Origin of the sequence: Paenibacillus sp. GCM10027629 (assembly GCF_042676425.1) — a bacterium.
GTDB classification, from domain to species: domain Bacteria; phylum Bacillota; class Bacilli; order Paenibacillales; family Paenibacillaceae; genus Paenibacillus_K; species Paenibacillus_K terrigena.
In genome coordinates this window covers 313059-328236 of the sequence record NZ_JBHTGZ010000005.1, presented here as the reverse complement: position 1 = coordinate 328236, position 15178 = coordinate 313059, and the positions used below count along the sequence as shown (strand labels likewise).

The following is a 15178-nucleotide window of genomic DNA, read 5'->3' as shown; positions in this document are numbered from 1 at the left end:
ACACGGTAGAACAATCTATGTATACACATAAGAAAAGCGTCTACTCTACCCACGCAAAAGGGCTGTAGACGCTTCTCGGATCTCGCTTTATTTCAATAGACCAATCGATGATAACAAGATCAAAATAATTAATAATGGAGCAATATACCGCAGTGTGAAAATCCAAGCTTTGAACCATCCCGAGCTAAGCCCCGCCTCTTCCACCGACCTCGTCCATACGTAACCGACAAAGATCGTAATCATGAGTCCGCCGAGCGGCAGCATAATATTCGAGGTGATGTAGTTCATCCAGTCAAAGACATTTTTGCCGCCTAACGTATACGAACTTAGCACACCGCCTGCGGAGAGAACACAGGGTAACGCAAACACATAACAAACAATTAGTACAAGCGTGGCTGCTTTCTTCCGGCTCCACTGCCAACGATTCATACAATATGCAACGGGTACCTCAACCATCGAAATTGCTGAGGTCAACGCCGCAATGGCGAGCAAAATGAAAAAGAATGCCCCGAACATGTGCCCGAAAGGCATCGATGAGAACGCAGCAGGAAGCGCAATAAACACAAGTCCAGGCCCCGAGCTCGGCGCAATGCCGAAGGAGAATGTGGTCGGAAAAATAATGAGTCCGGCAATCAACGCATACACCACACTGCCCCCCGTAATCGCTACGGTTGCTTGACTGAGCGACTGATTCTTCTCCACATAAGCTCCGTACGTCATCATCCCCCCGACCCCAAGAGAGAGCGAGAAGAACGCTTGACCCAGTGCTTGCAGTAAGGAATCCACCGTCAATTCCGAGAAATCGGGCTTCAAGAAGAAAGAGACCCCTTCCCCTGCACCAGGTAAAAATAATGCGCGCACCATAAGAACGACTAAGATGATCAATAGTGCTGGAAGTACGATTTTATTGAACTTCTCAATCCCGCCGGAGATCCCTTTGGCTACAATCCAACCTGTAATGATGAAAATCATAATCTGCCAGAATATTGGCATCCATCCGCTCGTATATTGCGCAAATGTCTCCGTGTAATTCGGATTCGAATAGAGATCACCAACAAACGATTGCAGCGTATACTGCAGCGTCCAACCGGCAACGACACTATAGAACGTAAATAACAAGAATGCGCCGATAACAAGGAAAATTCCGCTCTTATGCCAGATTCTGCGTGTGGTTAGATTACGGAATGAGGAAGCTGCATCCCCGCGCCCACCCCGCCCTATCGCAAGCTCTGCCAACAAGACAGGCATCCCGACGATGAGGAGACATAAGAAAAAGAGGAGAACAAAAGCCCCCCCTCCGTTCTGTCCCGTAATATAAGGGAACATCCACATGTTCCCAAGGCCGACGGAGCTGCCGATCGCAGCTAGAATAAAGCCGGCACTACTGAATTGATCTGTGGCTTGTTTTGTCTCAAGCGCTGTTCTGTTGTTCGCCATAATAAATGCAATTTCTCCTGTCTGCACGAGTTGTCGTGAAGTATTATGCAATAAGTCCTGTGGAATACAGGAAGATAAGGACCACGAAGACGGGAACCACATAACGCAGTAAGGTGAGCCATACCTTGTTCATTCCCGGCTGCAGGTTCGCTTCTTGCGCCCCAGCTTTGGTGATATAACCAATGAATAATGTAACTCCTAACCCGGCAATCGGCAGGAATATATTCGACGCAATGTAATCGAACAAATCGAACAGATTGAAGCCGAATAACTTCCATTCCGCGATAGGACCACCGACGGATAGGGAGATCGGAATCGCAAGAATCGCTGCTAAGCAGGACAACACGGTGACGGCACGACGACGTGTCCAACCTAAATGCTTGATTACGAACGCAATGATAACTTCCAGAACGGATACGCAGGATGTCAACGCTGCGAATGCGATAAGCAGGAAGAACAAGCCCCCGAGCATATGTCCAAATGGCATATTTGCAAAAGCCGCTGGCAATGCAACGAAGATCAGCCCTGGGCCTGCCGTAGGCTCGAGCCCATACGAGAAGGTCATCGGGAAGATAATAAGTCCCGCGATAACCGCATAGATAATGTTCCCGACACTCACGGCGAGCGTTGCTTTGCCTAGCGATTGATCTTTCTCCACATAAGCACCGTACGTGACCATCGCCCCCATCCCGAGTGATAACGAGAAGAACGCTTGTCCAAGTGCGACGAGCGTGGATTGAATCGATAGCTCCGAGAAATCAGGTTTTAGGAAAAACTCGACGCCTGCTTTTGCACCAGGAAGCGTTAAGGATACCACCATTAATGCAATAAGCAAAACACCTAGGACGGGAATCAGAATTTTATTGAACAGCTCAATTCCCTTGGACACGCCTTTCATCAGCACGCGAGCCGCAATTACGACGGTCACGATCATATAGAAGAGAGGCCATCCCCCTCCTGAAAACTCCTTAAAATACGCAGCAAAATCCGGTTGCCGATATAACGCACCGGAGAATGATACTACCGCATAGTTGAACGTCCAACCCGTAACAACGATATAGAACGAATAGATCATAAATGCCGCGATGATGGATAACAGCCCAAAGCTAGCCCACAACTTGCGCTGCTTAACCGCCAGTACTTGAAAACAAGTCATTGCATCGCCGCGACCTGCACGACCCAAAGACAGCTCTGCGAGTAGAATCGGAATACCTACCAAGACTAAACAAATGATAAAGACAAATAGGAAGGCTCCCCCTCCGTTACTCCCGGTGAGATAGGGAAATTTCCACATGTTCCCGATACCTACGGCGCTGCCGATTGCAGCCATAATGAAACCAAAAGATGAGAATTGATCCGTGTTGTTGCGCTGCTGTGACTTCTTTGACATAAATAACCCCTTATTGTGTAATCTAAGATGAGTGTGGGAAAACACTGCTTGATTCATTAATTCCTTCATATGATATGGTTCAAATAATTATCATACTTGTACCTTATCGTTTATGCAGTAAACTACCTCATATTCTTCTATGAGAATGTTTTCACAGTATGCCCTGATTCGATGATAATAGTCAATAGATAACTGGAAAACAATACATACCAAATCCACCCAACCACAGTAAAGGATATATGCTGTACCGCGGTAACAAGGAAACGGAAGATGCCGACGCTGCTTGCTTAAGACGCCGCGCATGTTACAATAGCAACAGGAATTTATGATAAGGGAGCTCATCAATCTCATGACAAAACCATTTAACAAATTAGGCCTTCGAACGGAACTCGTCCTGAAGCTGCAGGAGCTCGGGATCTCATCCCCGACACCTATTCAAGAAGAGTCCCTTCCATTTATACACAATGAACATGATGTCATCGCCGAAGCGCAGACAGGTACGGGGAAGACGCTCGCATTCGTATTGCCAATGCTCGAGCGTATTAATGTAAATAATGACGGTGTACAAGGGCTTATCCTGACACCGACGCGTGAACTTGCTATCCAGATCACTTCGGAGCTGAAAAAGCTTGCTCCCGTCGTAGGTGCACGCGTCCTCGCAGCTTACGGTGGACAAGATGTTGAACGACAGCTGCGTAAGCTTGAAGGCGCTGTCCACATCGTCGTTGCAACGCCTGGGCGATTGCTAGACCATCTTCGCCGCGGTTCAATCACCCTCGGCAAGCTGAAAATGCTCGTCCTGGATGAAGCGGACCAAATGCTGCACATGGGCTTCTTGACGGATGTGCAGGATATTATTGTTCAGACGCCTACACGTCGTCAGACATTACTCTTCTCTGCGACGATGCCGCAGCAAGTGCGTCAATTAGCACAAGCTTATATGAAGCAGCCGCACCATGTGAAAGTAGAAGCGAAACAAGTTACATTAACGGAAATTACACAAATTGCGATGCAGGTGACGGATCGCTCAAAATTCAACGACCTCTGCACCTTGATCGAGCAGCAGCATCCGTATCTAGCTGTCGTGTTCTGCCGGACCAAGCGCCGGGCGAGCAAGCTGAATCAAGAACTGCAAGAGCAAGGATACGCATCGGACGAACTTCACGGTGACCTGACGCAAGCGAAGCGTGAACAGGTCATGAAGAAATTCCGTGAAGCGAAGCTGCAAATCCTCGTCGCGACAGATATGGCTGCACGCGGCCTTGATATCGAAGGCGTCACGCATGTCTTCAACTATGATATCCCGGCTGACGCTGAGCTCTACATTCACCGCATTGGACGGACAGGCCGTGCCGGGAATACAGGTACCGCGATTACATTCGTGACATCGCATGACCGCGGAGCGCTAGAAGTCATCGAGCGCGGCATCCGCATGACGCTGCCGAAGCGCCAGCTCGGTGCCGCGGGGCTTGAGCGCACGGGCGACGCGAAGGCATCCCTAGCCAAAGCGGGACGCCAGAACCGTACGGACGCGCCGAAGGCGGGTCGCGGTGGTGGTGAGCGTCGCGGCGCAGGGCGCAACAGCGAACGCGGGGCTTCCCGCAGCAGCGCAGGCCGTGGCGCACAGCGCGAGGAGCGCAGCGGCGGACGCGCAGCGCAGGCCGCTGGGCGTGGCGAGCGCGACTTCGGTCGCGCAGCTCAATCGGCGGGACGCGAGGAGCGCAGCGGCGGACGTGCAGCGCAGGCCGCGGGACGCGGTGAGCGCGACTTCGGTCGCGCAGCGCAATCCGCTGGACGCGGTGAGCGCGACTTCGGGCGCACAGCGCAATCCGCGGGACGTGGTGAGCGCGACTTCGGGCGTGCGGCTCAATCCGCAGGACGCGGTGAGCGCGACTTCGGGCGCGCAGCTCAATCCGCAGGACGCGGTGAGCGCGACTTCGGGCGCGCAGCTCAATCCGCGGGACGCGGTGAGCGCGACTTCGGGCGCACAGCGCAATCCGCGGGACGCGGTGAGCGCGACTTCGGGCGCACAGCGCAATCCGCGGGACGCGGTGAGCGCGACTTCGGGCGCGCAGCTCAATCCGCGGGACGCGGTGAGCGCAGCAGTAGTCGCTCCACTCAGCCAGCGGGCCGTGGCGGGCGCGATAACAACCGCGGACGCCAGGATGCAGGCCGCGGTAGTCGTGGTGGCAACAGCGGGCGTGGCAGAAGATAGATTACACGTCTAACTTCGAGCACCCGCTATCATGGATATTTACATTAACTAAGGTGTTATTCTCCTCCATTAGCGTGCTATCCTGTATTTTTGCACGAACTTTAGGCAGTATAAGCAGAACATGTAGCGATATAAAGCTTCTATCCTGCACAAATACAATATAGAGGAACAATAGCCTCAATTCAGCATCTTATCTTGGACAAAATACAATATAGATCCGCCAGTTTGCTGCTACTAACTCTTCAATAAGTACAAACACCCTCTGCGTCTTGATCCCTTATCTACAAGTGATCATGTGCAAGAGGGTGTTTTTTTCATATATCTTATTCCGGCATATTCCCTACACTCGGGTCTGGTACGTACGCCTTCTTATAATCCGAATAGTTCACCTCGGTTACCATTCCTGCGGAAGCATGGTGCAGATCATGGCAATGGAACATCCACTCTCCCGGATTATCCGCCTCAAATGCAATCACATACTGCTCTCCCGGCTTCAGGTTTAACGTATCTTTTACGAGATCGGATCCCTCAATAGGCTTGCCGTCTTTGCTGAGCACTTGGAAGAAGTGGCCGTGCAGATGCATCGGATGATCATCCGTTTTGGATTCATTGATCAACGTTACCTTCACCTTGTCCCCCGATTTTACCGGAATCGGATCCGTTTCTGGGAACACCTTATCATTGATCGTATAGACCATCTTCCCACCCTTCATTGCCGTGTTCAGACGCAGGGTTAATTTCTGTGTAAAAGCTGTATTCAGCGATAGCTTCGCCGCGGCATCACGCTTCTCGCCATACTTTGTCAGATCAAATATAGGAAAGGATAGCGAAGCATCAGACGGTGAAGTCTTATCCTTATTTCCCTCATAGGCAATCGCGACACGCATATTGTCAGACCGTGCATCCACCCCATGCTCATCAATGAGCACATTACCGGACTGATCCGCTATAAACTCCATATCATATCGTTCGCCAGGCGCAATCGCCAGGAGCTGGTCGCGGATCGACGCGGGATTCGCAATCGGCTGCCCATCTGTCGCAATGACTTTGAAATCATGGCCTTGCAGATGCATTTTATGCTCAATGTAGCCCGCGTTAACGAACCGGACACGGACGCGCTCCCCTTGCTTCACCTCAAGTGCAGGTATACTCGCCCCGGCTTTCCCGTTAACCGTATATAAATTGTACATACTCATGTCATGGTCCATCCCGGCCATACCCGCCATCGATGAATCCTCAGAACCCTTCGAATCGCTTCCCATCTGCGAATGATCCATACCTTCCATGCCGCCTTCACTCATGCCCGACATATCCATATTCCCATGGTCCATACCTGCCATGTCATTGCTGTCTGTCTCTGACTTTCCGTCATTGACCCATTCATCCAATACGAGTGTATAATCCCGGTCGTACTTCTCCTTCGGATCCTCTACGATCAGGGTGCCATACAGTCCTTTATCCACTTGATTCACACTGTCCTGATGGGAGTGGTACCAATAGGTTCCGGGAACCGTCGCTTTGAAGGAATACGTGAAGCTCTTGCCAGGGACTACGGCATCCTGCGTCACACCTGGAATACCATCCATCTCATTCGGTACCGGATAGCCGTGCCAGTGTATCGATACAGGCACATCCAGTTCATTCTTCAATGTGACGTGGATCGTATCGCCAACTTTAGCCCGGATCTGCGGACCCGGCACTTGATTGTTGAAGGTCCAGACCGGAAGCTTCACCCCATCCTTCACCTCCAGCGTGCTTGCCTGCGCCGTCAATGTAATGGTCTTATTGCTGGATACCTCTACAGGTGCTGTCGCCTCAGTGCTCTGATCCTTACAGCCCGCAAGCAGAACTGCAAGCGAGCCGATCACGAGCAGCAAACCAAGCTTATATGTTCCCTTCATCATTTCATCTCCTTCGTTCATTTCTGAGTCGGATTATATCGAACAATTATGTGTAAATGATGTAGATCACATACAAAACGTACATAATTCCTCGTTATAATGGAGAGGAAGCTCATAATGGAGGTTGAAGCGAATGACCGCTAACCATATCCTCGTCGTCGACGACGAACCCCAAATGCGTAATTTAATACGGATTTATCTCAAAAGACAAGGTTATCTCATCCATGAAGCTCAAAATGGAGTCGAGGCACTGCAATGGCTGAACAGGCAGTCGATCGATCTCGTCATTCTCGATATTATGATGCCGGAAATGGATGGCTATGCGGTATGTACCGAAATTCGCCGCATTCAAACCCTGCCGATCCTGATGCTTACCGCACGCAGTGAGACCAAGGATCGGATTACAGGGCTCAATCTCGGTGCAGATGACTATCTAATCAAACCATTTGATCCTGGCGAGCTCGTCGCCCGCGTAGGTGCATTGCTCCGCCGCGTGCAGCAGTTGAATATACCAACGCCTTCATCGATCACACGGCCGCTGTCTTTTGAAGACATGACGATCTACCCTGACCGCCGTGAGATTCATATTCAGAACCAGCTCGTCGATTTCACGCCCAAAGAATACGATATTCTATATCTGCTTGCCTCGAATCCGCATCGGGTCTTTACGCGCGACCATATCGTCGAACAGCTCTGGAGCTTCGATTACATTGGGGATGTTCGATCGGTCGATAACCATGTGAAGAACATCCGTGAAAAAGCGCACCGTGCGAATTTATCATTCTCACCCATACAGACGGCATGGGGTGTAGGGTACAAATTCCAATCAGGAGGACACTAAATTGAAGTGGAATCGTGTAGATATGAAGCTCGGCGTTACAATGCTCTCCATCTTCCTGCTCGTGTTTGCCCTGCTTGGCTTTGTGACAGACCGCGTCATTACGAAATTCTATATCCAGAAATCCCATGAGGAGAATATGGAGCTTGCAGCCCATTTTCTGAAAATGGCAAATACGCAGCATGGCATCAATCCTGATGCCATCACAACGATGGCTGAATTCTCCAAGGTCGGCATTCACGTGCTCGATGCGACTGGCGCGATTGCCAGCCGATCTTCCAATATGGAGCAGCCGCTGGAGCAATATCTAACGCCTTCCATGCTGCATGTGCTACAGAAGGGCCAATCTATCGATACCGAGATTACGACTGCGACAGGCCAAGGCTTTATCATCTCAGGACTGCCATTAATGGATCGCGACATCTTCCAAGGAAGTGTCATTATGACTGCCTCCCTCGCACCGATTGTTGCGTTCCTCCATAACATCCGACAACTGCTACTGATTCTATGTATCGTTGGCATGGTGATCGGTCTAGCCTTCTCGTTTGTCTTATCACGCAAATTAACGAAGCCCATACAACAGATGGTGACCGCGACGCGCAATATTGCGATTGGACACTTGGACACGCGCGTGACGGTCAGCTCCAAAGACGAAATCGGTGTGCTCGCCGCATCAATTAATGACATGGCACGGGATTTAGAGCGGTATCAGAATACGCGGAGTGAGTTTTTTGCGAATATATCACATGATTTGAAGACCCCAATTACTTATTTAGAGGGTTATGCACGGGTCGTTGCGGAGAGGCTCTATGAGAGCGAGGAGGAAGAACAGCAATACCTCATGATTATCCATCATGAAGCGAAGCGATTGAATCGGTTAATTAATGATCTGTTCGAATTATCGAAGCTGGAGGACGGCCAGATCCGTCTGGAACCCGAAACCTTGAACCTTGTCCCATTACTGGAACGCATTCTCTCGAATGTATCTCTGAACGCATCCCAGAAAGGCATTGAACTTTGCTTGCAGACACCAGCATCCGTCATCCAAATCTGGGGCGATGAAGGACGTCTAGAGCAGATCCTGGTGAATCTACTCGACAATGCCATTCGTTATACCGATCAAGGTTCTATTACAGCGTCAATCGAGCCAGGTACGGAGCAATGCCGGATATCCATTCAAGACACGGGCATCGGCATTCCAGAAGTCGAGCTTCCCTACCTCTTCGACCGGCTATACCGTGTGGAGAAATCCAGATCCCGTCAGCACGGCGGCAGCGGACTTGGCCTGTCGATTGTGTCAAAGCTCATCGAATTGCATCATGGCCAGATTGAAGTGAAGAGCCGGTATGGACAAGGGACTTGCTTCATTCTCACCTTACCCCATCGGCCCCATTGAACGAACAGCGGCTCCCTTTTTACTGCTTCTCGCCAAATATCTGTTCAGCCAGCTTCTTGCCTGTCGGTGTCGCAGCTAATCCGCCGCGAGCTGTCTCGCGAAGCGCGCTTGGCATACCTTGTCCGATGCGATACATCGCTTCAATGACTTCATCAGCCGGGATACGGCTCTTGATGCCTGCGAGCGACATATCTGCCGCAACCATCGCGACGGCTGCCCCCATTGCGTTCCGCTTCACGCAGGGAACTTCGACGAGTCCTGCTACAGGATCGCACACGAGTCCGAGCAAATTCTTCAATGCAATGGCCATTCCATGTGCAGACTGCTCCGGCGTTCCGCCTGACAGCTCCACAAGTGCTGCTGCGGCCATCCCTGTCGCAGAGCCTACTTCCGCCTGACAACCGCCTGCCGCACCCGATACGGACGCGTTATTCGCGATTACGAAGCCGAATGCCCCTGCCGTGAACAAGAAATGAACCATTTGCTCACGCGTCGGCTTTAGTGTCTCCCGAACAGCGAACAATGTTCCCGGCACGACACCTGCCGAACCTGCCGTTGGCGTCGCACAGATCATCCCCATCGCCGCATTCACTTCATTCGTCGCGACCGCCTTCGATACCGCATCAAGGATGAATGGCCCGGATAAGGTCTTCCCCTTTGCAATGTATTGCTGCATAAGGACAGCGTCCCCACCCGTCAATCCAGACAAGGATTGTACGCCTGCCAGCCCTTTATCGACGGCTTGTTCCATGACATCCAAATTACGCTCCATGCGAGCGACGACGGCTTCGCGGCTGAGCTCCGCGAATTCCATTTCCTGTTGAATCATGACCTCTGCAATCGAAATGCCTTGATTTTGTGCCTTTTCTACGAGCTCTGCTACATTTCGGAACATGTCCCTTCGACTCCCCTCATTCAAATGTTACTTTCCTTATTGCCTCTATTTCTCAATCCCGTTATGGGCTCATCCGCGTCACTTGGGTCACATGATCTAGCTTCCGAATCTCATCCAGAATGGTATCCTCCAAATTCTGATCCACTTCGATGACCATGAGCGCCATTTGGCCTTTTTCCTTCCGCGATACTTCCATATGCCCAATATTCACACGATGCTGTGTCAGAATATTCGTCACACCTGAGATCACGCCATAACGATCATCATGTAGCACAAGAATCGCCGGATACATCCCGTTTAGCCGCAGCTTGAAGCCGTTCAATTCCGTAATCTCTACTTTCCCGCCACCGATCGATATGCCAATGACCTCAAGGGATCCCCGCTCATCTTCCAAGCGAATTTTCGTCGTGTTCGGATGCTCCGGTACCGCCTCTTCTTTATGAAACTCGACGACAAGTCCCGCTTCCTTCGCCAGCTGCAACGAATTCGGAATACGCTCATCGTTCGTATCGAAATCAAGCAGCCCACCTACAATGGCCACATCCGTCGCATGCCCGCGATAGGTCTCTGCAAAAGAGCCGTACAAATGAATATCCGCCCGCTTCGGCTCTCTTCCGAACACACTGCGAGCCAGACGACCGATGATCGCCGCACCCGCGGTATGGGAACTCGAAGGACCGACCATAATCGGCCCGATAATATCGAATACGCTGTTATATTTCATCCCCGCTCACCCCTTCTTCCTTTCGGAAATTCAAAAAGTCAACTTATGATCACGAAAAATATTCGAGAAGTAAATTCGACATCGAATCTTGCATTCAACTTCGAACTCCGGTGCTCATTTAGGTTTTGCCTAAACTCCGCTCCTCCTTCTTCAGTTTCATACAACCTTCTCGGTGCTAATAACTTGACTTTTTGAACATTTACTTATAGTTAAAGTAACTCAATCTGTCCGCCATACCCCTGTTAACTTATAGCAACGGAGAGAACAGCCTTGCGGCCGACTCCAGGAAACGGACAACTACCTTCTTATTCGCGAATTTCTTCGAGTCAATACGGCTTGCAAACGTCATATCACGTTCAAAATCCTGCACCATCCGCTGCACACTTGCGGTACGCACTAAGAGCGCATTCACTTCGTAGTTCAAATGAAAGCTGCGCATATCCATATTCGCCGTACCAATGGATGCCGTCTCACCATCAATAATCATTAATTTGGAATGTAAGAAACCGCGTTCATATTCATAAATTTCGACACCCGCATCAATTAATCCACTGAAATACGAATGTGAAGCAAGGAACGGAAGCCATTTATCTGGTTTGGCTGGGAAAAGAATCCGCACTTCGATCCCTGACAACGCGGCGATCCGCAATGCACTTAATATATCTTCATCAGGGATAAAATATGGCGTCGCAATCCAGATGGACTCCTTCGCCGATGTGATCATAGAGAAGAACAAGCTCTTCATCGTAGTCCATTCACTATCCGGGCCGCTCGGAATAATCTGCACCGCACCAGGCGTGCTCTCCACCTCCGCAGGGGAGAAGTACTCTGGCAGCATGAACGACTTGCCGGTCATATACTGCCAGTCCTGCATGAAAATAATCTGCAGCGATCGGACCGCTTGCCCCTTAATTATCATATGCGTATCCCGCCAGAATCCGTACGTCTTGCTGCGGCTTAAATATTCGTCTCCCACGTTTAATCCGCCCATAAATCCTACATTCCCGTCAATGACCACGATTTTACGATGATTGCGGTAGTTCAGCTTATTCGAGAAGGTCGGGAACTTCACCGGCATAAAGGACATCACTTCGATTCCCGCATTCCGCATTTCTTGGAGAAAAGATGACGGCAGTTGATAGCTCCCCACCGCATCGTACAGGAAACGAACCTCTACCCCTGCTCTCGCCTTCTGAACGAGAATATCTTTAATCTGCGTTCCAATGTGGTCATTTCGAAAAATGTAATATTCCATATGGATGTGATGCTGCGCGAGCTCCAGCTCCCGAATAAGCGCATCGAATGTTTTCTTCCCATTCGTGAGCACCTCGGTGCTGCTGCCTGAGAACGAAATCGTGCTCTTAGCGAGCTTTAGAGATAACCGAAACATCTTCTGCTGATTCTCGCAGTAATCTTTTATTTCTTCTTCATTGCGAAGAATTTGTTGTTTGTAATGCTGATAGGCTTCTTGATTTTGCATCCCCTTCTCAACATATTTGCGCCGTTTGCTTCGATACGTCTGGCCAAAGATCAAATAAAAAACAAATCCAACAACCGGCAATAATGCTAGCAGCAAAATCCATGCCATTGTGCTTGAAGGATGCCGATTTTCCATAAAAATAATTAGCCCGATAAATATTACCGTAAGCGAGGTGGAAATACTGACTGCCGCAGGTACGGTATAGCCGAATAAACCGATGCTCGAGTACACGAACATCACGCATACGAGGATGAAGATAAGCAGTTTCAATATGCGATTCATTTCAATTCCTCTTTCCATGAGGTTGTGCCATTGCATTAATACTATACCCCATGCAGTAGGCGGATGGAAGGGAATTACTTCTTACGCATGCGCATCAATCCATGGATCGTATGGCGTAAGAGCGCCATCGGATGATGCAGCACCATGCGAGGTCCCGCATACCGCATGACCGCTCGAATCTCCTGGCGCTTTACCGGCTTATAGCAGTGCACAGGACATGCGCCGCAGGTGCTCTTCTGTTCTCCGAAGCGACAATGATTGAGCCGCACATGTGCGTACTGAAGCAATTGCTGACATGAATCACATAGCTCTTCCTTACGGTGGTGTTTACCTCGACAAGCGATTCGAATCATTTGTTCAACCGTTATTTTCTCTTGCTGAATACGTGGGCCAGTGTTCACTATACCCATTCACGCTCCTTTCTTCATCTATCGTTCTCAATCTACCTTGAGTCCCCCAAGTTCTGCTGTGACTTCTATCAACCATGCATTGACATTCGAACATTTCATGTGCTATATTGCTTTGTGCCTAACGAACGGTAGGTAGACAGCACAAGGAGGTACGTCGTACATGTCCACCGCAGCGCGTATTCAACAAGTTGCCTTAGAACATTTCGCCGTCCATGGCTATAGTGGAGCTTCTCTCTCACAGATCGCTGAAGACGTCGGGATTAAGAAGCCTTCCATTTACGCGCATTTCAAGGGAAAAGAGGACTTATTCCTGCATGTCTTGGATGAGGTGCTTCACGAGGAATATCAAGCGCTGATCCAATATATGCACGATCATTCGCACATTACGTTAGAAGAACGCCTGCAAGGCGTCTTAGACTACCAGCTTCATCGGTATGAACAGAGTGAAGCCGCTAAATTCTTGCTGCGGGTATCCTTCATTCCACCGAAGAGTTTGTGCGATCAAGTCTCGGAGAAGGTTTATGCGCATATCGACCAATGGGAGCAGGCGCTGGTGAGGACGATTCAAGCCTCATGTGACCAAGGAGAACTTCGCGGGATTGGGGCGGCACATGCGGCATCCGCTTTCCTGTGTCTATCAGATGGGCTGCAAATCGAGCTGTTATATAGCGGCAAAGAACGTTATCAACGACGCCTTGATGCGTCATGGATGGTTTTCTGGAGAGGTATATCAGCTTAGAACAACAGATAGGGGAATGAATCATGAATAAACATTGGCTCATGGTGCTGGTCGCTTCCATGCTCGAAGTGGTCTGGGTATCTGGATTGAAACATGCTTCGACCTGGTATGAATGGCTTGGCACCGTCATTATCATTGCAATTTGTTTTACGGTATTTATGCGGGCATCCAAAGCATTGCCGCTTGGAACGGTCTATGCGGTATTTACGGGGCTGGGTACAGCTGGAGCTGTCATTGCGGAAATGTTGTTTTTCGGCGAACCTTTCAACTTAATTAAAATCTTGCTCATTGCCTTGCTAGTAGCTGGCGTGGTCGGCTTAAAATCCATTACGAAACCGAAGGAGGCTGAAGCATAATGGCATGGTTATCTCTTATTATTGCAGGCTTCTGTGAGGTGGCGGGCGTGATGGCGATCAACAAGATCAATCGCGACGGTAAATTCATCTCTTACGTACTCCTTGCTATCACCTTCGCATGCAGCTTCGGCTTCTTATCCTATTCCATGCGCACCATCTCCATGGGTACGGCCTATGCCGTCTGGACCGGAATCGGTACGGCAGGCGGGGCACTACTCGGAATGTTCTTCTATGGCGAATCCAAGGAGTGGCGCCGGATTCTGTTCATTTCTATGGTCCTCTGTTCTGCGGTTGGCCTTAAATTGTTGACCTAATCGTTTACAACCCGCCGCACATCATCTATGCTAAAAATCGAAGATTTCATTAAATGAGGTGTGCGAGCCATATGGGTAAATGGGGAACGACAATCATCTTTATCATTATTGCAGCAGTCCTAACATATATCATTCCGTTTAATTCTTATTTTAGAAATGTAGACACGATGATCCACGAATTTGGGCACGCACTCGTCACTTTGTTGTTGTCGGGTAAAGTGCTCTATATTCATTTATTTAACGATCATAGCGGGGTAACCTATATCGAGTTCTCGGATTCATGGCGTGACATTCCGATCTCCATGGCTGGTTATACGATGGCCTCCCTGTTCACGGCGGTACTGTTCACCCTCTATGCTCGCGACAAAGCTCGTGTAGGGCTGATTCTACTTAGCGTTATTACACTCATTAATTTAATTTTCTTTATTCGCAATGGGTTTGGGGTCCTCTGGAGCATCGGTTTTCTCGCCATCAATCTCATCATGTTGTGGATTCCATGGCTCTTGGTTCGCGATCTGTATTTCGTACTCATTGCATTCATCTGCCTGGTCGAATCTGTCATTGCCCCGCTCTACCTCGTGTTCACCGCACTCCATTCACCGGGATATGCAGGGGATGCGACGAGTTTGAGTGAAGCAACCTTTATCCCCGCCGTCATCTGGGCCTTGGTATTCGCAATCATAGCGCTCGCCTGTGCACGTGTTTCTTTGGGACAATTCATGAAAGAATTCCGCAAATCTTCATAGGGTGATGTGACACAAATAAGGCAGGGATCCATGACTTGGATCTTTGCCTTATTGC

14 protein-coding genes are annotated in these 15178 nt (G+C 49.8%); 7 read left to right on the top strand and 7 right to left on the bottom strand.

Annotated elements, in window-relative coordinates; all coding sequences use genetic code 11:
- Nucleotides 1-87 precede the first annotated feature (87 nt).
- Both ACFQZR_RS07435 and ACFQZR_RS07430 read right to left on the bottom strand, forming a co-directional pair.
- Entirely contained in the window at nt 88-1437 is a 1350-nt protein-coding gene (locus ACFQZR_RS07435; protein ID WP_379344425.1) for a sodium-dependent transporter, read from the bottom strand.
- Nucleotides 1438-1480: 43 nt separating this feature from the next.
- Nucleotides 1481-2827: a sodium-dependent transporter gene (locus ACFQZR_RS07430; RefSeq protein ID WP_379344423.1), complete on the bottom strand. Its 1347-nt coding sequence runs from the start codon at nt 2825-2827 to the stop codon at nt 1481-1483.
- Nucleotides 2828-3176: 349 nt separating this feature from the next.
- Between ACFQZR_RS07430 and ACFQZR_RS07425 the strand changes: the two genes are divergently transcribed.
- Entirely contained in the window at nt 3177-5042 is a 1866-nt protein-coding gene (locus ACFQZR_RS07425; protein ID WP_379344421.1) for a DEAD/DEAH box helicase, read from the top strand.
- A 323-nt stretch (nt 5043-5365) separates the two neighbouring features.
- Here the strand turns inward: ACFQZR_RS07425 and ACFQZR_RS07420 are convergent, their stop codons facing one another.
- Nucleotides 5366-6943: a multicopper oxidase family protein gene (locus ACFQZR_RS07420; RefSeq protein WP_379344930.1), complete on the bottom strand. Its 1578-nt coding sequence runs from the start codon at nt 6941-6943 to the stop codon at nt 5366-5368.
- Between the two features lie 133 nt (nt 6944-7076).
- Here ACFQZR_RS07420 and ACFQZR_RS07415 point away from each other — a divergent pair, with 133 nt between their 5' ends.
- Complete coding sequence (locus ACFQZR_RS07415) at nt 7077-7784, top strand: response regulator transcription factor (protein WP_379344419.1); 708 nt, start codon at nt 7077-7079, stop codon at nt 7782-7784.
- 1 nt (nt 7785) lies between these two features.
- A complete protein-coding gene (locus ACFQZR_RS07410; protein ID WP_379344417.1) occupies nt 7786-9177 on the top strand; it encodes a sensor histidine kinase in 1392 nt (463 codons plus the stop codon).
- A 19-nt stretch (nt 9178-9196) separates the two neighbouring features.
- Here the strand turns inward: ACFQZR_RS07410 and sdaAA are convergent, their stop codons facing one another.
- From sdaAA to ACFQZR_RS07390, 4 genes are all read right to left on the bottom strand, one after another.
- Nucleotides 9197-10072, bottom strand: coding sequence for an L-serine ammonia-lyase, iron-sulfur-dependent, subunit alpha (gene sdaAA / locus ACFQZR_RS07405; RefSeq protein WP_379344415.1), 876 nt, complete (start codon nt 10070-10072; stop codon nt 9197-9199).
- A 61-nt stretch (nt 10073-10133) separates the two neighbouring features.
- Nucleotides 10134-10796 carry an L-serine ammonia-lyase, iron-sulfur-dependent subunit beta gene (gene sdaAB / locus ACFQZR_RS07400; protein ID WP_379344413.1) on the bottom strand — a complete coding sequence of 221 codons (663 nt, stop codon included), beginning with the start codon at nt 10794-10796 and terminating at the stop codon, nt 10134-10136.
- Nucleotides 10797-11043: 247 nt separating this feature from the next.
- A complete protein-coding gene (gene cls / locus ACFQZR_RS07395) occupies nt 11044-12558 on the bottom strand; it encodes a cardiolipin synthase (protein WP_379344411.1) in 1515 nt (504 codons plus the stop codon).
- A 74-nt stretch (nt 12559-12632) separates the two neighbouring features.
- Nucleotides 12633-12968, bottom strand: coding sequence for a nitrous oxide-stimulated promoter family protein (locus ACFQZR_RS07390; protein WP_379344409.1), 336 nt, complete (start codon nt 12966-12968; stop codon nt 12633-12635).
- Between the two features lie 160 nt (nt 12969-13128).
- On the opposite strand from ACFQZR_RS07390, the gene ACFQZR_RS07385 reads away from it, so the two are divergent.
- From ACFQZR_RS07385 to ACFQZR_RS07370, 4 genes are all read left to right on the top strand, one after another.
- Nucleotides 13129-13707, top strand: coding sequence for a TetR/AcrR family transcriptional regulator (locus ACFQZR_RS07385; RefSeq protein ID WP_379344407.1), 579 nt, complete (start codon nt 13129-13131; stop codon nt 13705-13707).
- 23 nt (nt 13708-13730) lie between these two features.
- Nucleotides 13731-14063, top strand: a complete 333-nt coding sequence (locus tag ACFQZR_RS07380) for a DMT family transporter (protein ID WP_314590883.1) — start codon at nt 13731-13733, stop codon at nt 14061-14063.
- On the top strand, nt 14063-14377 hold the full coding sequence (locus tag ACFQZR_RS07375; RefSeq protein WP_379344404.1) for a DMT family transporter: 315 nt from the start codon (nt 14063-14065) through the stop codon (nt 14375-14377). The genes ACFQZR_RS07380 and ACFQZR_RS07375 overlap by 1 nt, the downstream gene beginning before the upstream one ends.
- Nucleotides 14378-14448: 71 nt before the next feature.
- Complete coding sequence (locus ACFQZR_RS07370) at nt 14449-15123, top strand: M50 family metallopeptidase (protein ID WP_379344402.1); 675 nt, start codon at nt 14449-14451, stop codon at nt 15121-15123.
- Nucleotides 15124-15178 lie beyond the last annotated feature (55 nt).